Annotated in this window: 19 protein-coding genes; 6 read left to right on the top strand and 13 right to left on the bottom strand. The window is 69.4% G+C overall.

Going from position 1 to position 17059, the window contains the following annotated elements:
- Window positions 1-15 precede the first annotated feature (15 nt).
- The 7 genes from BLW76_RS42750 to BLW76_RS42780 all read right to left on the bottom strand — a co-directional run bounded on the left by BLW76_RS42750 (window position 16) and on the right by BLW76_RS42780 (window position 6205).
- Window positions 16-909 carry a type II secretion system F family protein gene (locus BLW76_RS42750; protein ID WP_091317934.1) on the bottom strand — a complete coding sequence of 298 codons (894 nt, stop codon included), beginning with the start codon at window positions 907-909 and terminating at the stop codon, window positions 16-18.
- Complete coding sequence (locus BLW76_RS42755) at window positions 906-1817, bottom strand: type II secretion system F family protein (RefSeq protein ID WP_091317935.1); 912 nt, start codon at window positions 1815-1817, stop codon at window positions 906-908. Before BLW76_RS42755 ends, BLW76_RS42750 begins: the two co-directional genes overlap by 4 nt.
- Window positions 1814-3229 (bottom strand): TadA family conjugal transfer-associated ATPase, encoded by a 1416-nt coding sequence (locus BLW76_RS42760; protein ID WP_091317936.1) that lies wholly within the window; start codon window positions 3227-3229, stop codon window positions 1814-1816. The genes BLW76_RS42755 and BLW76_RS42760 overlap by 4 nt, the downstream gene beginning before the upstream one ends.
- Window positions 3226-4068, bottom strand: a complete 843-nt coding sequence (locus tag BLW76_RS48205; RefSeq protein ID WP_143060793.1) for a CpaE/TadZ family protein — start codon at window positions 4066-4068, stop codon at window positions 3226-3228. The genes BLW76_RS42760 and BLW76_RS48205 overlap by 4 nt, the downstream gene beginning before the upstream one ends.
- Window positions 4068-4766 carry a hypothetical protein gene (locus BLW76_RS42770; protein WP_244170583.1) on the bottom strand — a complete coding sequence of 233 codons (699 nt, stop codon included), beginning with the start codon at window positions 4764-4766 and terminating at the stop codon, window positions 4068-4070. Before BLW76_RS42770 ends, BLW76_RS48205 begins: the two co-directional genes overlap by 1 nt.
- 96 nt (window positions 4767-4862) lie before the next feature.
- Window positions 4863-5852 (bottom strand): hypothetical protein, encoded by a 990-nt coding sequence (locus BLW76_RS42775; RefSeq protein WP_091317939.1) that lies wholly within the window; start codon window positions 5850-5852, stop codon window positions 4863-4865.
- A complete protein-coding gene (locus BLW76_RS42780; protein WP_244170584.1) occupies window positions 5846-6205 on the bottom strand; it encodes a hypothetical protein in 360 nt (119 codons plus the stop codon). Before BLW76_RS42780 ends, BLW76_RS42775 begins: the two co-directional genes overlap by 7 nt.
- 142 nt (window positions 6206-6347) lie before the next feature.
- On the opposite strand from BLW76_RS42780, the gene BLW76_RS42785 reads away from it, so the two are divergent.
- Window positions 6348-7040 carry a prepilin peptidase gene (locus tag BLW76_RS42785; protein ID WP_167384918.1) on the top strand — a complete coding sequence of 231 codons (693 nt, stop codon included), beginning with the start codon at window positions 6348-6350 and terminating at the stop codon, window positions 7038-7040.
- Window positions 7041-7353: 313 nt separating this feature from the next.
- The gene (locus BLW76_RS49065) at window positions 7354-7740 is read left to right on the top strand and encodes a winged helix-turn-helix transcriptional regulator (protein WP_158641374.1); all 387 of its coding nucleotides are present in this window, start codon (window positions 7354-7356) and stop codon (window positions 7738-7740) included.
- Here BLW76_RS49065 and BLW76_RS42795 read toward each other — a convergent pair.
- The 3 genes from BLW76_RS42795 to BLW76_RS42805 all read right to left on the bottom strand — a co-directional run bounded on the left by BLW76_RS42795 (window position 7737) and on the right by BLW76_RS42805 (window position 12231).
- A complete protein-coding gene (locus BLW76_RS42795; protein WP_091317944.1) occupies window positions 7737-10358 on the bottom strand; it encodes an MFS transporter in 2622 nt (873 codons plus the stop codon). The genes BLW76_RS49065 and BLW76_RS42795 overlap by 4 nt on opposite strands.
- 160 nt (window positions 10359-10518) lie before the next feature.
- The gene (locus BLW76_RS42800) at window positions 10519-11172 is read right to left on the bottom strand and encodes a YdcF family protein (protein WP_091317945.1); all 654 of its coding nucleotides are present in this window, start codon (window positions 11170-11172) and stop codon (window positions 10519-10521) included.
- 36 nt (window positions 11173-11208) lie between these two features.
- Window positions 11209-12231 (bottom strand): helix-turn-helix transcriptional regulator, encoded by a 1023-nt coding sequence (locus BLW76_RS42805; protein ID WP_091317947.1) that lies wholly within the window; start codon window positions 12229-12231, stop codon window positions 11209-11211.
- 424 nt (window positions 12232-12655) lie between these two features.
- Between BLW76_RS42805 and BLW76_RS42810 the strand changes: the two genes are divergently transcribed.
- Both BLW76_RS42810 and BLW76_RS42815 read left to right on the top strand, forming a co-directional pair.
- Window positions 12656-13438 (top strand): Scr1 family TA system antitoxin-like transcriptional regulator, encoded by a 783-nt coding sequence (locus BLW76_RS42810; protein WP_167384919.1) that lies wholly within the window; start codon window positions 12656-12658, stop codon window positions 13436-13438.
- On the top strand, window positions 13438-13698 hold the full coding sequence (locus tag BLW76_RS42815) for a hypothetical protein (protein ID WP_091320576.1): 261 nt from the start codon (window positions 13438-13440) through the stop codon (window positions 13696-13698). Before BLW76_RS42810 ends, BLW76_RS42815 begins: the two co-directional genes overlap by 1 nt.
- A 7-nt stretch (window positions 13699-13705) precedes the next feature.
- Here the strand turns inward: BLW76_RS42815 and BLW76_RS50875 are convergent, their stop codons facing one another.
- The 3 genes from BLW76_RS50875 to BLW76_RS50240 all read right to left on the bottom strand — a co-directional run bounded on the left by BLW76_RS50875 (window position 13706) and on the right by BLW76_RS50240 (window position 15172).
- Window positions 13706-13903 (bottom strand): hypothetical protein, encoded by a 198-nt coding sequence (locus BLW76_RS50875; protein ID WP_425266045.1) that lies wholly within the window; start codon window positions 13901-13903, stop codon window positions 13706-13708.
- A 208-nt stretch (window positions 13904-14111) separates the two neighbouring features.
- A complete protein-coding gene (locus BLW76_RS50235; protein WP_482746702.1) occupies window positions 14112-14996 on the bottom strand; it encodes an NsdA family TPR-like regulatory protein in 885 nt (294 codons plus the stop codon).
- Window positions 14903-15172 carry a hypothetical protein gene (locus BLW76_RS50240; RefSeq protein ID WP_244170586.1) on the bottom strand — a complete coding sequence of 90 codons (270 nt, stop codon included), beginning with the start codon at window positions 15170-15172 and terminating at the stop codon, window positions 14903-14905. The genes BLW76_RS50235 and BLW76_RS50240 overlap by 94 nt, the downstream gene beginning before the upstream one ends.
- Window positions 15173-15695: 523 nt before the next feature.
- Between BLW76_RS50240 and BLW76_RS42830 the strand changes: the two genes are divergently transcribed.
- Window positions 15696-16157, top strand: a complete 462-nt coding sequence (locus tag BLW76_RS42830) for a glycine-rich domain-containing protein (RefSeq protein ID WP_091317951.1) — start codon at window positions 15696-15698, stop codon at window positions 16155-16157.
- 13 nt (window positions 16158-16170) lie between these two features.
- Window positions 16171-17058 (top strand): phosphotransferase family protein, encoded by an 888-nt coding sequence (locus tag BLW76_RS42835; protein WP_091317953.1) that lies wholly within the window; start codon window positions 16171-16173, stop codon window positions 17056-17058.
- Window position 17059: the final 1 nt, after the last annotated feature.

Consider the following 17059-nt stretch of genomic DNA (forward strand, 5'->3'; position numbering starts at 1 on the left):
CGGTCTGAAGTGGACTCATAAGCCGGCCAGCACGCTGGCCAGAGCGGGGAACCCGATGAAGACGAGGAAACCGATGAACAGCATCACCACGGGTAGGCTCATCCGTTCGGTGGCGGCCTGAGCGTCGCCTTCGGCGTCGGTGAGTTCGCGAGTACGCAGTGCCGCCGCCTTGGCCGCGAGGCTCGCGCGGACCCGGGCGCCTTCGGTACCCGCGAGGCTGACCGACGCGGCGAGCTCGGAGAGCTGGTGCACGTCGAGTTCGCCACCGAGCTGACCGAGGGTGGCCCATGGCGTGGTGCGGGTCAGCTTGGCGGTGACCAACGCGCGGCGAAGCTGCTGGAACGCCCAGCCCTTGCCGATCCCGACCGCATCCGACAGCGCGCCGTCGACACCGGCGCCGCCGGCCAGCAGGACCCGGATGAGATTCAGGTAGGCCGACAACGCGTGCCGGAAGGTGGAGCGGCGCCGCTCGGCTTCCTTTCGAACGCGGATGTCCGGGAGCAGAAATCCGCCGAGCCCCACGAGGAGGCCGGCGACCGCGGGAACTTCCCAGGCGAGGCCGACATCGGCCACGACGAGCAGCACCTGCATCACGGTCGGCAGCAGCAACCCGGCCAGCGCCAGCGCCGCCTTCTCGGCCAGGTGGTGCTCGATGCCCTTACCGGTGACCGCGAGGTCGTTGCGTAGCTTGCTGTTGGGCAACCCGAGGACAGCCAACGGCTTGACGAACGGGCGACCCACCCGCAGCGCCCAACCGTCGGATTCCGCGGTGAGGATCGGCGGCGGCGCTGGCGCCGCGTGCAGCCGGTCGACCAGGGCCTGCAGCGGCGGCCGAGGCGGGAACACGTAAACCACGAGCGCCCACAGGCCGACGCCGAGCCCGGCTCCCCAGAGCAACGCCTCGATCATGATGACGCTCCCTTCCCGGTGAGCAGGTCATCGACGTCGGCGTCGTGCTGGCGGATCGCGCTCAGCTCGGTCAGGAACCTCTCGGGGTCACGCTGGCGCACGATCCGCCCGAGCCAGGCGAAGGCGACCATGAACAGCAGGCCGACGAGCAGCAGCATGACCTGCCCGAACGCCGTGTCGTATGGAGCGAGGTAGCCACGGTTGAGCAGCACCAGCCCGACGGCGAAGACCAACGTGGTGATCACGACGACCCGCACGCTGGTCCGGGTGCGAGCACGGCCGGCCTCAACCCGCATGCGCATGGACGCCTGCTCACGTGCCTCGCCGGCCAGTTCGCCGAGCAGGTCGGCCAGCTGCCGGGCCTGGTGCTCGGCGGCCAGTACCAGTGCGGAGATCACCAGATCGGCGGTCGGGTCGCGGAGCTGGTCGGCAAGGTGCCGCAGGGAGGGCGCGAGGCGGTCGCCGCGTTCCAGCCGGACGGCCAGCTCGGTGATCTCCTCGCGGATCGCCTCCGGGCAGGCTGGGGCGATGGCGAGGATGGCCTGTTCCAGTCCGGCTGCGGCGACGAGGGTGTCGCGCAGCATCTCCGTCCACCCGGCGATCGCCTCGATGCGTTGGAGCTGGCGCTGGTGGTCGACGTTCGAGCCGAGGATCCGCGGCAGGCCGGCCACCGCGACCACGGCCAGGATGCCGCCGACCACCCAGCCGGTGACCACGCCGACCGCCAGGCCGGCGAGCACGGCCATGACGAGCAGGCCGACCTGCTTCCGGTCGTGCCGTGCGGCCGACCAGGTGCTCAGCCGCGACGGCGTCGCCGCACGATCGGGCCGGCCGCGCAGACCGACGGCGATGAGCAGGGCCCCGACGGCGAGACCAGCACCGAGCACGCCAAGCAAGGCGACGGTCATGGCGTCCACCATCCTTCGCGCCGCTCGAACAGGTCCGGGTCGTACCCGGCTTCGACGAGCAGGTCGACGGTGTCGGTGCGCAGCGGCGCGCCGGGCACCGCACGCAGATCCGGGCCGGGCCGCCAGACCTCGTTGCTGATGATCTGGGCGCCGTCGGCACCGACGACTTCGCGAATGGAGGAGACGACACGCTGGCTGGAGTCGTCTCGGGGCTTCTCCAGGTGAACCACGAAGTGCAGCGCGGCGGCGACCAGGAGGTTGGTGGCCTCCATCGGCAGCCGCTCCGGGCCTTGCACCGCGTAGGCGGCGAGCTTAGTGAACGCGCCCTGGCTGCTGGAGGAGTGGAGGGTGCCCATGCTGCCGTCGTTGCCCATCGACATCGCGTTGGTCAGCGGGATGACCTCGGGGCCGCGGACTTCCCCGACGATGACCCGGTCCGGGCTCATCCGCAGGGACTGCCACACCAGGTCCGACAGCGAGATCTCGCCCTGGCCCTCGATGTTCGGTTCGCGGGCCTGCAGCGCCACCACATCCGGGTGGACCTCGGCGTCCTCGCCGAGGCCGAGCTCGAAGACGTCCTCGATGGTCACCAGCCGCTCCCACGGCGGGATCGCCGAGGCCAGGCCGCGCAGCATGGTCGTCTTGCCGATCGCCGTGCCGCCGGTGACGAGGATGTTGCGCTTCGCCTTCACGAGGGCTTTCAGGAAGCTCTCGAGGGCGAGGTCGATCGTCCCGTTCTTGCGCAGGTCGGCGAGGGTGACCTTCGTGAACCGGTGCCGGCGGATCGACACCGACGGCCGCGCGGTCACCGCCATGACCGCCGAGACGCGCTCGCCGCCGGGCAGCTGGAAGTTCACGATCGGGCTGCCGCGGTCGAACCTTCGCTCCTCCACACCGGAACGGGTCGCCAGGTCCCGGATGAGCTCGATCAGCTCGGTGTCGGAACCGACCACCGGAGGCAAACGCTTGCGACCGCCATCAGCGCGCTTGACGAAGACGCGGTCGCCGTTGATGTTGATGTTCTCGATTTCGGTGTCGGCGAGCAGCGGTTCCAGGCCGGCCAGGCCGAAGACCTCGTCGAGGACCTGGCGGATCACGCGCTGCTCGACCTCGGGGGCCACGAGCATCCCGCCGGCCGCGGAGTTGCGCAGCTCGGCCTGCGCGTGCGCTTCGGCCGCATCGGTCAGGATGGCCTCGGCCAGGCGACGGCGTGCCGGTGCGTCCATCGGCGGCCGACCGGCGGACTCGTCGGCCCGGACGCGGTCGCTGAGCTCGCTGGACAGCTCGTCGCGCAGGTGCTGCCGCAGCCGTTCCACCGCCGCGGTCTCACCGGCGGGCCGGTGCGGAAGGTCTGTCGGCCCAGGCACGTGCGGGCGGCCGTTGACCGGCACGGCCAGGTCGGGGCGCGTCATGGCGTCGCACCGTTCCGGATGTGCGGGCCGACCTGCTGCGGGGGTACGCCTGGGATCGACTCGCTGACAACCGCCAGCCGCAGGTGCGGTGGCCGGCTTCCCTCGGTGAGGGTCGGCTGGCGTCCGTGCGAGTGGAGGTTCAGCGCGATCGCTGCCGCGGCCCGACCAAGCGCGGACTTGTCCGCCCCTCGCCGGCTCGTGCCCTGGCCGCTGAACATCGCCGCGCCCTTGGTGTCGGCGGGCACCCGGCCCATCACCGGGATCTGCAGCGTCTGCGAGACCTCCGCAGTCGGGTAGCCGTCGCCCACCAGGACGAGGCACGGTCGGCGTGACCACTGCTGGGCGGCCTGAAGCTTGAGCGCGACGTGGGCGAGCTCGTCGTCGTGCGGGCGGGAGAGCAGCAGCATCGCGTCGGCGCCGCGGACGATGGGCAGCGCGGGGGAACCGGGATCGACCCGGCCGCAGTCGGCGACGACCACGGTGTCCGGCTGGTCGGCCGCGCGACGCAGCGGCGACGAGACTCCGGAGGCCAGCACCGCGAGCGCTGCACGAGCTTGTTCAGCGCCGACCGGTCCAGGCACGACCCGCAAGCCGCCCGGCAGAGGCTGGGAGTGCTGGACGAGCAGGTTCGGGTCGGCACCTCCACGGCCTCGGGCGGCTGCGGCCAAGCTGACTAGGCCCGGTGTGTCGGGCAGCCGGAAGCGGGCCATCAGGTCGCCGCCGGCCGGGTCAGCTTCGACGACGATCGGACTATGCTGTGCCGGCCAGCAGGCGCCGAGCGCGGTCGCCAGGGTGGTAGCACCGGGCGAGCCCTTGAGTGAGCAGACGGAGATCAGCATCAGTGTCCTCCCCCGGCAATCGCGACGAGGCTGAGCTGGCCCGCCGGGGCCGAAGCCAACGCGCGAGCGTCCGATTCGGCCAGCTGCAAGGAGACCACAGTGACCTGCTCGGTCTCCCGGGCAGCGACGGCGGACACCACCGCGGTCCATGACGACGTCTGGCCGACCGGCGTTCCGACAGCTGGGCTTTGCCCCGGCGTCGCGAGGACCGCCACCGTAGTTCCGGGCGCCAGGTCGGGCGGAAACTGTCCCGGCTTCAGCCCCACCGCCGCGACACCCCTGCCGGGCGCAGGAACCTGAGGAACGCCGAGGACCGAGCGCGTCACCAACGAACCGACGGGCAGGCTGAATGCCACCGGCTGGCCGACCACAGTGGACGCTGCCGACGCGGGCAGAACGTCCATTCCGGAGTCCACCGCCATGCTGACCTGCTTGAGATCCTGAACCTCGAGAAGCTGGCCCACGGCAACGGCGCGGGCCAGCGCGACGACGCTTTCCCGGTCGCCGAGCTGCATCCCGGCGAACACGCCTCCGGCCGAGCAAACGGCGACCAGCAGGACGCCGAGCAGCAGGTGGGGCACGCTGTGGCGCCGACCCCCGCCACTCAGGCGTGCGGGCGTCTTGCCATCACGGCTCGCCCACGAGTTCAGCGACGCGGGTTTCGCGTCCGGGCTGGTTGAACTTGCGGTAGTGGTCACCACCGACCTCCTCAAGGCATGACGCCATCGCGACGCGTCGACTCGGGTGTTCGACGTGCCTTTTCTCAACGAGGGTTGTGTTGTGCGTGCCGGACCTCAGCCGGTCGCGATTCCCTGGCTCTCCGCCACACGGAACGCCGCCGAGGCGGAGGTCGTCATGTTCGGGAACGTGCCGCCCGTGCCGGCGCCCGACCACGTCACGGTCCAGTTCACCGTGGCGGTCACCGGGAACGCGTCCGAGCGCTGGCCGGCCGAGGACGTCTTGTACGTGTAGCCGCAGTCGGGCGAGGCGCTCTTCGGGTCACCGCCTCCGGGAAACGGCGAGCCGGGGCCGGTGCAGGTCACCGAGCCACCTTCGCCCATCGACCAGGTAACGGAGGTCGGCTTGGCGACCGCGGTCACCGAGACGCCCGGCACCGACGCGGTGGCCGAGACGTCGCCCCAGCTGCTCCGGTCCAGCCACAGCCAGGTCGGCAGGGTGACCAGCTGGTCCCCGGCCGGATTAGCTTTGATCTTTGGCGCGAGCAGACGCAGCTGGTTCCGTGCCTGCACAGCGAGCTCAGCGGGCGATGGCAGCGGCGCCGGACCTGGTTCACCGTCCGCGATCCAGACGGGTGGCCGGTACAGCGCGTCCCGGAAGCCGGCCCCGGTGCATTTGTAGACGTACCAGGCGCCGGACGGCGGCTGCGCACCCGCCAGCCGTCGATAGGCAGCGGGCACCGCCGTAGCCGGTCCAGTCCTCGGCGGGACATGGAACGCTGCCGGCTGAGCGCCTCCAGGTGGCGGACCCTGGTATCCGCTGCGCTCGTAGCCGCACTGGGCCAGGTTGCCGCCGCCGATGATCGTGTCGCCGCCGGGATCCGAAGGTCCACCGCCGGAGTTGTGGTGCCCTGGGCCTCCGGGCTTGTTCGGCTGGTTGCCGTGGTCACCACCCTGCTGTCCACCCTTGCCCGCGCCGAGTTCGCAGCCGGGATTCGGGTACTGGCTGCAGTCGGTGTAGCCGTAGCCGTCGGCGAGCGCGGGCGCGGCGCCGATCACCACGATGGCTGCCGCCAGCACGGCCGCGGGCGCCGCACGGTTCAGCATGTCCCCACCCCCTCCACCGCGAACCTGGTGACCTTCCACGAGCCGTCCGCCTGCTTCTTGACCTCCGCGGTGATCGCGCGATGCCCGCCCGGCGAGTCGGTGAAAGGGGAACCGTCCTTCTTGTACTTCAGCCAGTTCGTGCTGTCCCCGCAGTCGGAGATCATGATCGTCGTGGGCTTGCTCGGCGGCTTCTCCTCGGTGACCTCCGGGCTCGTCACCGGCGCTCCCTTCGACACCACGCCGTTGAGGTGGTCGGTGTAGAGGCTGCGGTTGATCACGCCGAGCGCGTCACCGGTCGCGTACTTCGCCACTTCGGGTGATTGCCAGTCCGCCGTCTCACCGGCCTTTGCCATCGCTCGCCACATGCCGACGTAGGCATCGGTCGCCAGCTGGGGTGCAGGAGTCGGCTGCGGAACCGAGGTCGAGCGGGTCGCCGGCGGGTTCGACGGCGAGGCTGACGGTGCGGAAGAACCGCCGCCGGAGCACGCGCTGAGCGTGAGCGCGGCGAAGCTCAGCAAGATCGCGTGGGTTGACACCTTCGTCCATGATGGACGAACCGCACCTGACGGAGTCGACATCATTCCGCTACCCCTGTTCATCCTGACCGGCATCACGGCCGCCGTCGCGGTCGTGATCGGCAGTGCGCTCGTGGTCCGTACTCCCCGCTGGCAGGTCGCCGCGCAGCTGGTGATCGCCGCCGCGCTCGTCGGCGCTCTCGCAGGGCACGCTCCCGGCGTGGCGCCGTTCGCGATCTCCGCGAGCGTGGCGGCGTTCGGCGTGCCGCTCGCCTTCGCCGATGCCCGACACCGTCGCCTGCCGAACCCGCTTGTCCTCGGACTCGCCGGTTCGGTCAGCGCCTCCGTCATCGCGACCGCTGTCGTCGACCACGACGCAGGTTCGCTGGCTCGCGCCCTCGCCGGCGCGGCCGTGACCGCCGCGTTCTTCCTCGCCGTGTACTTCACGGCACCGGGCCAGCTCGGCGGCGGGGACGTGAAGCTGGCCATTCCACTCGGCGCGGCGCTCGCCTGGTTCGGGTGGCAAACGCTCGTTCTCGGGAGTCTGCTGCCCTGGCTGGCCGCCGCGATCGCGGTGGTGATCATGCGTCTTGGTCGTCGCCGGACCGCGATCCCGATGGGACCGTTCGTGATCGCCGGCGCCCTGGCCGCCATGCTCCTCGCGAACGGGTAGCCGACTGATCGGCTCAAGCAAGCAAGACGTCATCGCAGCTTCCCTCCCCCTGTAGGTCTCGGTGACCGGCCGGCCTTCTCGCCAGACACGGCCGGCCACCGTCCCCTTCGATTCCTCTTCCGTTCCCAGGCGCCGGAGCCCGGGTGACTTCCGGTTTAGCTGCCTGACCTCGGCTGAGTGCAAGGTAAGTCGACGGGTGAGTCTGGACTCAGTCGACGGATCTTCACTCGTTCGGACGAAGGTGTCCTGTCCAAAGGACGTCAAGATCTCGACTGGGGCAAGCCGGGCGGCACTTCGTGATAGGTCTGCTGGTGTGGATGACTGGGACGTGCCGTACCGGCAGAGCGTGTACGAGGTGCTTGCCCTGCTGCGGGGCGACTGGACCGTGGCCGTCCTCGCGACCCTCGCACTCGGCGAGCTGGAGTTCACCAAGCTGCGGAACGAGGTGAACGAGGCCGAGGAGCGCTCCGGCTGGACGGCGCACTCGAAGCCGCTGACGGCTCGCACGCTGACCGACACCCTCCGGCGGCTCGAGCAGGACGGGCTCGTTGAACGGCGCGCGGAAGGCAGCGCCTTCTCCAATGTCTGGTACAAGCTGTCACCCGACGGCCGTGCGCTTCTGCGCGCGTTGCGTCCGCTGGCCACGTGGTCGCAGCAACGTCGCGACCAGACACGAGCGGACAGCCGCGGCCATCGCTAGGCGGTCGACTTGACGACTCGGACCTGATTGCGCCCGGCGTCCTTTGCCGCGAACAGAGCGTTGTCGGCGGAGATCAGGACCTCCTCCAGCGAGCTGCCCGCTGCGGGGAACGCAGCTGCGCCGATCGACACGCTGACGTGGAAGCCGGGCCCGGAATCCGGCTCGATGACGGTGCGTTCGACGTGCTCCCGGATGCGGTCTGCGATGGCGTGAATCGCGTCCGGCGAGCTGCCCGGCAGCAGGACGACGAACTCCTCGCCACCGAATCGCCCGCAGAGGTCGTCGCTCCGGACTTCGCTCCGAATCGCGTTTCCGACGAGGACGAGCGCTCTGTCGCCGGTCAGGTGTCCGTGAACGTTGTTCACGTCGCGGAAGTGGTCGATGTCGATCATCAGGACACCAACGCTGAAGCCGTGCTGGCGAGCTCGGTCGATCTCCTTCGCCGCGATCGCGTGCCAGCTCGCCGCGTTGAGCAGTCCGGTCTTCGAATCGGTGGTCGAGGCGTGTTCGAACTGGCGGATCAGGACGCTCCGGTGCAACGCGTAGAGCGGCAGGAACAACACGATCACGAGCCACGGGCGCAGAGTCAGGAGGACCGCGGTCAGCGCGCCCATGCACAATGTCGCCAGTTCGAGGATGTTCTCGTTGAGCGCGCCGAGCATCCGCTTGAACGAAAGGCTCCGCCTGGCGAGGGCGATCGCCACCCCGACGATCGTCGAGTTCACGGTGAAGTAGATCGCGATCACCGATGCCAAGCCCACCGCGGTCCAGATGCCGGCTTCCTGGCCGGGCGGCACGACGTGCAGCTGCCTGGCAGCCCACCCGGCGATCTGGCAGGACAGGATGACATTCGCCGTGCTGAAGATGACTCGGTGCGCGTGGATCCCGGCGACGCCCCGCCAGCTGCGCAGCCAGAGGTGCCCGTACAGCAGCACGGCGACGAGGGCGGCCAAGGCGGTCGGGAGGGTCAGCGCGGCGGCCAGGGTCCACACGGACGAGAAGTTGACGTGCGGGGTGTCCGAAAACCGCCGTCGCCGCCGCTCGACCCGGCGGGTCATCTCCGCGGCCAGGACGCCGAGCCCGACGATCAACCCGCAGGACACGACATCTCGCCAGGCCATCGGCGCCCTCGCGTCGAAGACGATGGCCGCTACCGCGATGGCATCGATGACCAGCAGAAACACCGCCGCGGGTCGCGGTAGCAACCAGATAGCCCATCGTGACCAACCAGAGCGCTCAGCCACCCCCTCGTTCGGCATACTGATCTCGCTTCCGTTCCCAGGGGAGGACCCGAGGTCCTCGAGCTCCGGCTGCCGCACCTCGGCACCTCCCGCCGCCGGACGCTCCGGGAGGGGGTCACTATGCGTAACAAGGACTTCTGAGCGCGCTGAATCCACCGGTGCGGCCTCGTCCTCGACAGTTCTTGCCTGCCGAGGTCGAGCCGCCCACCAGACGAACCCGGCCGCGACCGCGGAGAGTGACGCCGCCGCGCCCGACCCGGCGACGACGAAGACGGGATCGAGCCGCTCGGCGACCACGCCGGCGCCGAGGATCGCGATGCCCTGCGAGCTGTAGAGGCAGGTGCTCAGCCGTCCCATCGTGGTGGCGCGACGCGCGTCCGGCACCAGCTCGACGACGACCGCCTGCAGCCGGATCAAGTAGATGGTGGACAGCGCACCCGAGACCGCCCAGAGGCCTGCGGCCCACCAAGCGCCGGGTAGCGCGAGGCAAGCGATCAGGGGCAGGCCGGACGCCGCTGCCGGCACGACGACCAGCTTCGCCGTGAGCGCGGTATCGGGCCGGAGCCGGCTGGCCAGCCAGCCGCCGAGCACGCTGCCGACGGGATCGGCCGCCATCAGGACGCCGACCCCGATCGACGTCAGGCCCACCGCGTTCGCGTACGGCGCCGCCAAGCCTTCAGGTACGACAAGAAATCCGACCATCGCGGCCAGCATGTAGACGGCGACCATGCGCGGGTCGCTGGCCGCCGCACCTGACCGCGGCGTCGACTTGGTCTCGGCTCGGCTGACGGGACGAGTTCGGACCACCGCCGCGACCACAACGGCGCTGACCAGGAACGTCGCGGCGTTCACCAGCAGCGCGCCGCTGGTGCTCAAGCTCGTCACGAGCAGGCCGCCGAGTCCGAAGCCGGCCACCTGGGCCGTTTGGGTGCTGATCTGCCGGAGGCCGAGACCGGCCTGGTACAGCCCGTTCGGAAGCACGTCCGGCAGGAGCGCGAGCTGAGCGGCCTTGAACGGCGCCGCAGCCATGGTCAGGCAGCCGATCAACGCCCAAAGGATCCAGAGCGGCATCCCCGGCACGGCCATCGCCGCCGCCAGCACGGCGCGCACGACGTCGGTCACGACGATCACCGTCCGGCGCGGATAGCGGTCCGCCAGACCGGAGAGCAGGAAGCCGCCCAGGATCGCCGGCACGAAGGTCAGGGCGTAGGTGAGCGCCGTCAGCGCCGCGGAGTCAGTGCGGGCGTAGACCAGCAGCGCGAGCGCCACCCGCGCGACCTGATCGCCGAAGACCGACAAGGCTTCGGCGAGCCACAGCGCGCGGAACTCACGACCTCGCAGCGCCGCCGCAAAACCGCGGGATCCGGTTTCGGTCATCGGCCCTCCCCACCGCCGTCGAAACTCGCCCGGCAGGCCCCCCTACCTGGAAGAACCACGGTATGCCCGCTCCGTGTCCATGTGGACACAAGTAGCGACAGATCACCCAATCGCAGCACGGCCGTGACGGTCCGCTACTGACTTGATCGACTTCTGCCGATCAGAGCAGGCGGCTGTTGAATCCCGCCGCGACCAGGCGATCGAAGGCGGCGGCCACGGCGGGCGGCACCGGCTGCTCGATGGCGAAGCCACGTTCGGGGTAGATCATCACGCGCTGCAGATCGCCAATCATCATGTCGACGACCTCGGCGGCGTCGCCGATCGTCTTGACGTACTCCTCCAGCGTCAGCGGCGCCGACGTGCACGTCACCGCGACTTCAGGCCACAGCCGCCGGCACGTCGCGAACGCCCGCCGCTCCATGTACGGCATCGAGATGAGGAGCACGGAGTCCGGTGTCAGCCCCGCTCCGATGAGCAGGTCGCGGGAGAGCGTGACGTTGGCGCCCGTGTTCGCGGCCTCGGGCTCGACCAGGATGGCGGTGTCCGGCACGCCCAGCTCCAAGGCACGCTCGCGGAAGTGGACGGCTTCGCCGCGCGGGAAGATGGCGGCGGTATCCCGGCTGGTCGCACCGGTGAAGACGACGGTCTGGAACATGCCGCGGTGGTACAACTCGGCCGCGTACTCGGCGACGCCGATGTCGTTGCATCCCAGCGCGATGGCGACGTCGCAAGCAGAAATCTCGTGGTGGACCTGGTGGAAGTCCCACACGAGCTCGGCGTCCTGCCACTCCACATCGGTAAGTTGCCGCGTCACGGCGCGTTCGTACTCCCTCGGGTCGCGTGCGCGGGCTTACGCCTGGCGTTCGTACGCGCGGCGAATGCCCGAGATGGCCTGTAGCTGATGCATCATCCCGTACTGCGTCGAGGTCGCGGCGGCGCCCTCCAGCAGCTTGAGCCCGCTATCGGCCGTGGCGGGGTCGGACAGCAGGAGGTGGCCATGCGCGGTGTCGAGGCGAACGCGCTGCATGGGTGCGTCGCCGGGCCGGTGGTCGAGCGCCACCTGGAAGGCGACGCCGGCTTGGCTTAGGTCGCCATCGCCGCGGTGCGCCAGGGCCAGCTTCTGGAACGCCACCGACCAGTCCTGCGGCTCTTCAAGAGCCTCGAACCGCTGGATAGCGGGCTTGATGAAGGTGATGGCGTCCGCGTTCCGGCCTGCCTTGCTGAGCGCGGTCCCGACCCAAAGCTGGGCACGGGTGCGGTCGCGGGCGTCGAGGCGGGTGTCCGTGGCCAGCTGCCGGTACTGCTCGGCGGCAGGCTCATGGTTGCCGCCCATCTCGTCGAGGACCGCCAGCTGGAGTTCGAGCTGCGCGACCCGCCGGTCGGCACCGAGCTCGCGGAAGACCGCCATGGCGCGGCCATAGCTCTGCCGGGCGGACATCGGTCCGGTGAGGACGCCTTGGTCCTGACGCAGATCACCGAGAAGCCGTAGCGACCGGCCGTAGAGGTAGAGCCCGCGGTCATCGCCGCTGGGGACCAGCCGGCCGGTCCAGCGATCCAGCAGGAGCTTCGCCAGGTCGAACTCCTGGCGGCCAAGGCAGACGGCGACTCGGTCCAGGTCGTCGGCCCAGGTTTCGTAGTCAGCGCTCGGACGCGACACCACGGCGGCGCCTTCGGCCAGCAGTTCTTCGAGGCCGCGTGACGTGACGCCGAGCGCCCTTGCGAGTTTCGGCCGCTTGTAAGGCAGCGGCTCCGATTTGCCGCGTTCCCACTGCCCGACGGTAGTTGTGTCGAGGCCCAGTTCGATGGCAAGCGTCTCCTGGGTGTAGCCAGCTGCCTTACGAGCGCGGATGAGCCCGTGGCGCCGCGTTCCCATGATTCACTCCCTAGATCACCGCCTGAGGTCATCAGATTACCGCAGGTCAGAAGGCTACACGCAAGATCTCCTACAGATTCGCCCCGGATGTACGCCCTGGTGATTCAGCTGGACGACCCGCGAAGGTCGATTTCGGCACCCCGGTGGCTGGTCGACCACCTCGCTTCCCCCTCCGACGTGAGCCCCGGCCACCAGGGGTGCCACCCAAGACCGGCGGCAACTGAAAACCATGACCTCGAAACCGAAATCAGAAGACGAGCCAGTGTGCGGTCCCGAATGGCCGAACGAGGAAGACCTGGCTCTGTACGTGTTGCTCAGCCGCGTACTTCACGGGCTTCGTCACCTTCCTGAAGTTTCTTCAGCTGGCCAACGTAAAAGCAAGGACCGAACGATGAACGCAACTCGCAAACCTGCTGTACTCGCCGTGAGCGTCGGACTGCGCGATGCGCGTGAGCGCCGGAAGATGGGGCTCCGCGAGTTGGCTCGCCTGCTGGGAATCAGCGCGCAGAAGCTGTCGAACGTGGAACTGGGGACCAACGTCCCCGAGGACACGCTGGTCGCCCAGATCCTCGGGTGCCTCCGAGTGAGCCGCGCCGAATTCGAGCAGGTCATGAAGATCGCCAAGCAGCTCGACGTCCCGAACTTCGTCGACCACACCGCGTCGCCACTGATCGATCTTTTGTGGACTTACGAGCAGCTTTCGAGCCGGATCGTGGAGTGGGCGCCATTCCGCATCCCGGACCTCCTGCTGCCACCACCGCCGCCCACTGCAGCTCGGGACGAGACCGCGGAGCAGTCCGAACGCCACGACCAGGAGCTGTTTCAGCGCCAGTGTCGTCGGCAGACGATGGAGCAAGGCGGACGCCGGTACGTCTTCCTGATCGGCGACGAGGCCTTACGCATGGCCCGCGACGAACCCGACGGCGCCGAGCAGATCAGGCAGCTCCGCGAAGCAGGGCGCCGCCTCGACGTCACGATTCAGATTGTCCCATCCGGCCCCGATTCCGTGGCAGCCTTCACGCTCTTCGAGGACGGCCCCAGGCCGATCGCCGTCGCGCTCAGGCACAGCCACTGCACGACGTACGGCACGGACAAGGACGTGCTGAACAAGTACCACGACACCGCGAGGGCACTGCTGGGGCGCGCCTTCGCCAAGCCGGTCACGATCGAGACTTGGCTCGATTCCCTCCAAGCTCGGGCGTCGTGATGGTCGCCGCCGTCATCTACGTCGACCCGCAGACGATCCAGCCGGTCCTCAATGGCAAGTGGCATCGAATGGACCTCACTGCGGTGCCGCAACCGGGAGAAGCCGTCACCATGCTCTGCGGCGAATCCGGCGAGGCGGAGTTCAAGCTTTCCGGTGACGGTCGAAACAACCGCGTCCACCAGCAGTGCGAGCCCTGTGACGATGTCCTTCGGCAACGGAAGGGAATTCCGTCACGGCGCGATCGGATCGGTCGCCGCTGAAGGACTTTCAGGCTCGGGCAGCGTGCTCCGGCCAGACGACCGTGACGTCCAGACCTCGATTCCTCGCCGCATCGACGACATCCGCGGTGCCGCCATGACCACCGGACGGCCCGCCATCCCAGACCGCGACCATCTTGTCCACGATGGACAGAACATGTTCGCTGGCCGCCATGTAGGCGTCGCGGTTCGACTCGGTGAACGGCATCGTGTGGACGCTCGCGTTCGCGATGAGACTGTCGAACTCGGCCGAGCGAAAACCTGATCGGCGCCCCGGGCCAAGCAGGTGACACCCACGAGATCGTCGCGCTGTTCCTCCAGGATCTCGCGGAGCTCGCCGGCCACGAGCTCGGCGGTCTCGTCGGTCAGGTTGGAGTGGCCGGTGATTCCGATGCGCACCACGGAGTGTCCTCTTCCTAGACGGCGAGCTTCGCTGCGACGACCTCGCGGATGTCGCGCACGGCAGGAACCGTAGCGAACGTCCCTGCTTCCCGATGGAAGTCCCGAAGCTTGACCCCGACTCGCCCAGACGTCCACGGCGCAGCATCAGGCATGGCCATGCCGATCAGCTCGGCGGCGCGTTCCGGCTCGCGGGTGATCAGGTGGGCGCGAGCGAGCCCGACGAGGTCGAAGACGCGGTTGCGGACCCGATCGGGATCGCGCAGGGCGATCGCGCGGCCGATGTAGTCCTGGGCTTCGGCCGCATGTCGGACGTCGTGTCGCGACAGGTCGCGGTAGCGGGCGCCGATGACGCCCATCAGCTCGGCTTCGTCCAAGCTCCTGACGGAGGGGGTTGCTGCGTCGCCGTCCCGAAGCCCCTCGCTGAAGTAGTCCTCGGCGAGCCGGACGGTCCGTCGGAACGCGGGCGCGTCACCGAGCTGGGCGTGCGCCCATGCCTCGCGGGTGGCCAGGACAGCTCGCAGCCGTGGGCTGGCCGTCCGGCGCGTGGCGTACTGCGCCAGCTGAACGACCTCCAGGCCGTCGGCCGGCCGGTCGAGGTCGAAGCACTGGCGGGCCAGCGAGGCGAGGGCGACCGCGGCAAGCGCGTCGTCGCCGGCGACGTGGGCCAGCTGAGCCGCCAGCTTGAAGTAGCGCTGCGCCGCGCCGTGCGCAGCTTCATCCCAGGCCATCGTCGCGACGATGCCGGCGAGCTCGGCGCCGGCGCGGAAGGCGCGACGCGTCTCCGCGGTACCGGACGGAGCCTCCTTCAGCCGGCGAAGGTGGAGTCCAGCTGGGCCACGGCGGTCGAGCGTGCAACGGAGCCGCTGGCCGAACGCCAGCGACGAACGAATTGGACGAATTCTTCTGCCGAGGCCAGCTCGGCCAGGGTAAACGAGGTCGACGTCCGCCGCGGCGCAGCTGAAGCGGCCGGCCAGAGGAACGGAGTCAGCTCGGCCGCCAGGGCCGAACCGGCCAGGACAGCAGCAGTCGCGAGCAGGCTCCGGCGAGAGGTCGGCATGAGGTCCTGTTCGGTCACGGTGACCGCCCTGTCGATGACGGCGTCGGACTGCCATGCGCTGAACGACGACGGTACGGCCGGCCCGGCGGAACTCGACGGGCGGGGTGAATCCGAGCGCGGCGTCGTCCGACGCGCTCAGGACGTGCCGGAGAGCGGCTCGATACGCCGCGCTCGGCCACCGGACCACGCCACGCTCAAGTTTCGCCACGTAGTGCGCGTCGAAGGGATAGCGGGTACGGGTCGTCTCCCACAACCAGTGGGCGACACCATCTGCGACATCGGCCCGAGACGCGCGTTCACCAGGCACGCTCGACGAGGGCAGCCGTTCGCGCGCTGCCCGCAGAAGGCGATTCGGCTCTGGCACGTACCCTCCCCGGTCACGCCGAGTGTAGCTACGCCTGCGCGTTGAGTCACCGCGTGAAGCTGATCTGCCCCGATCTGCCCCGTGTCTCCCCGCGACGCCCCTGAGCTTGGCCTCCCTCTTGGGAGCAGAGCCGCCGAAGCTGAGTTCGTCCAGCGCTCCGAACCCGAGGAGAACTCGATGTCGATCACCATCAGCATGCACCGAACGGGACGGTCCCTCGTCTCCGAAGACCTCTTCCGCCGTCTGACCAGCCGCATCGTCACGACGGAACGGTTCGAGCGCGACCTCGCCGAACGCATCATGGACCAGGCGTTGGCGTTCCTCGCCGCGTGCGGCTCCAATGTCGGCGCTCCGCTCGCCCCGAGCGAGCTCGTCGACATCGGCTGGCACACCTTCATCCTCGACACCCACGAGTACACCGCCTTCTGCGATCGCGTCGCCGGCAGGTTCCTCCACCACGTGCCCACCGACGGCCGGAACGACGAGGAGTCACCCGCGTCCGTCTTCGCCCGGACGACCACGGCGATGCAGCGGCTCGGCTTCTGCCTCGACGACGCACTGTGGCCACATACCGCACTCGGCAGCTGCACCGGCTGTCACAATGGCTGCCACGAAGACCCGCCGCCGGTCGCGGCCTAGGAGGACGGACAGGATGCCGCGCAGCACCTGGGAAGCCTTGCCCGTCGCGGTGCGAACCGCGATCGAGCGCGAAACCGGCCGCGTACACGACGTCGTACTACCCGACGCAGGCCGCAACTCCGACTTCTCCGCCACCCTGCACACCGAGACCGGCACGCTTTTCTGCAAGGGCATCGCCGACGCGGATGGCAAGCGCGCCCGCATGCACCGCCACGAAGCCGCGGTCAACCCACTCCTCCCGCCCGAGGTCGCTCCTCGGCTGTTGTGGCGCGCTGAGGCCGACGGCTGGCTTTTGCTGGGCCTCGAGCACTCTCCTGGCCACCATGTCGACCTCTCCCCGGGGTCCACCGACCTGGACCTGGTACGGGAGGCCGTCTCGGCGATGGCTGCGGGCCTGAGCACGGTGTCCGTCGACGCACCGTCCCTGGCCGAGCAGTGGGCGAGACTGGCCGCCTGGCGACGACTCGCCAAGGACGCTCCCGCCGATCTCGATACATGGGCCCGCGACCACATCGACGAGCTGACGAACTGGGAGACCACCGCGGTCGAGCACGTCGCAGGAAGCACGCTCGCCCACACCGACCTGCACGCCCTGAACCTGCTCGGTAACGGTGGAAAGGTTCAGATCGTCGACTGGGCCTGGTCGCGAAACGCCAATCCGGCAGTCGATCCGGCCTTCCTCGTCACCCGCCTCATCGAGGCCGGCCACGCTCCCGCGGCCGCGGAGACCTGGGCGGAACAGCTGCCGCTCTGGCAGCGAACCTCGGCCGAAACCAAGACGGCGTTCGCGGTCGCGATCTGGGGCATCTGGGGATACCTCGAACGCCACCAGCCGCTGGCCCACCGCCCGGCCCTCACCGCGGCTGCCCGATCATGGGCTCGCTTCCGGCTCGACCTCTGAA

The sequence above is a fragment of the Amycolatopsis tolypomycina genome (genome assembly GCF_900105945.1).
GTDB lineage: Bacteria > Actinomycetota > Actinomycetes > Mycobacteriales > Pseudonocardiaceae > Amycolatopsis > Amycolatopsis tolypomycina.

Excerpts from the sequence above, each read along its gene's own strand:
- BLW76_RS42795 (WP_091317944.1), bottom strand. The coding sequence starts at position 10,358 with ATGACCGAAACCGGATCCCGCGGTTTTGCGGCGGCGCTGCGAGGTCGT.
- BLW76_RS42835 (WP_091317953.1), top strand. The coding sequence starts at position 16,171 with ATGCCGCGCAGCACCTGGGAAGCCTTGCCCGTCGCGGTGCGAACCGCG.
- BLW76_RS42830 (WP_091317951.1), top strand. The coding sequence starts at position 15,696 with ATGTCGATCACCATCAGCATGCACCGAACGGGACGGTCCCTCGTCTCC.
- BLW76_RS42750 (WP_091317934.1), bottom strand. The coding sequence starts at position 909 with ATGATCGAGGCGTTGCTCTGGGGAGCCGGGCTCGGCGTCGGCCTGTGG.
- BLW76_RS48205 (WP_143060793.1), bottom strand. The coding sequence starts at position 4,068 with ATGCTGATCTCCGTCTGCTCACTCAAGGGCTCGCCCGGTGCTACCACC.
- BLW76_RS50875 (WP_425266045.1), bottom strand. The coding sequence starts at position 13,903 with ATGCCGTTCACCGAGTCGAACCGCGACGCCTACATGGCGGCCAGCGAA.
- BLW76_RS42775 (WP_091317939.1), bottom strand. The coding sequence starts at position 5,852 with ATGCTGAACCGTGCGGCGCCCGCGGCCGTGCTGGCGGCAGCCATCGTG.
- BLW76_RS42805 (WP_091317947.1), bottom strand. The coding sequence starts at position 12,231 with ATGGGAACGCGGCGCCACGGGCTCATCCGCGCTCGTAAGGCAGCTGGC.
- BLW76_RS42815 (WP_091320576.1), top strand. The coding sequence starts at position 13,438 with ATGGTCGCCGCCGTCATCTACGTCGACCCGCAGACGATCCAGCCGGTC.
- BLW76_RS42760 (WP_091317936.1), bottom strand. The coding sequence starts at position 3,229 with ATGACGCGCCCCGACCTGGCCGTGCCGGTCAACGGCCGCCCGCACGTG.
- BLW76_RS42780 (WP_244170584.1), bottom strand. The coding sequence starts at position 6,205 with ATGGCAAAGGCCGGTGAGACGGCGGACTGGCAATCACCCGAAGTGGCG.
- BLW76_RS42755 (WP_091317935.1), bottom strand. The coding sequence starts at position 1,817 with ATGACCGTCGCCTTGCTTGGCGTGCTCGGTGCTGGTCTCGCCGTCGGG.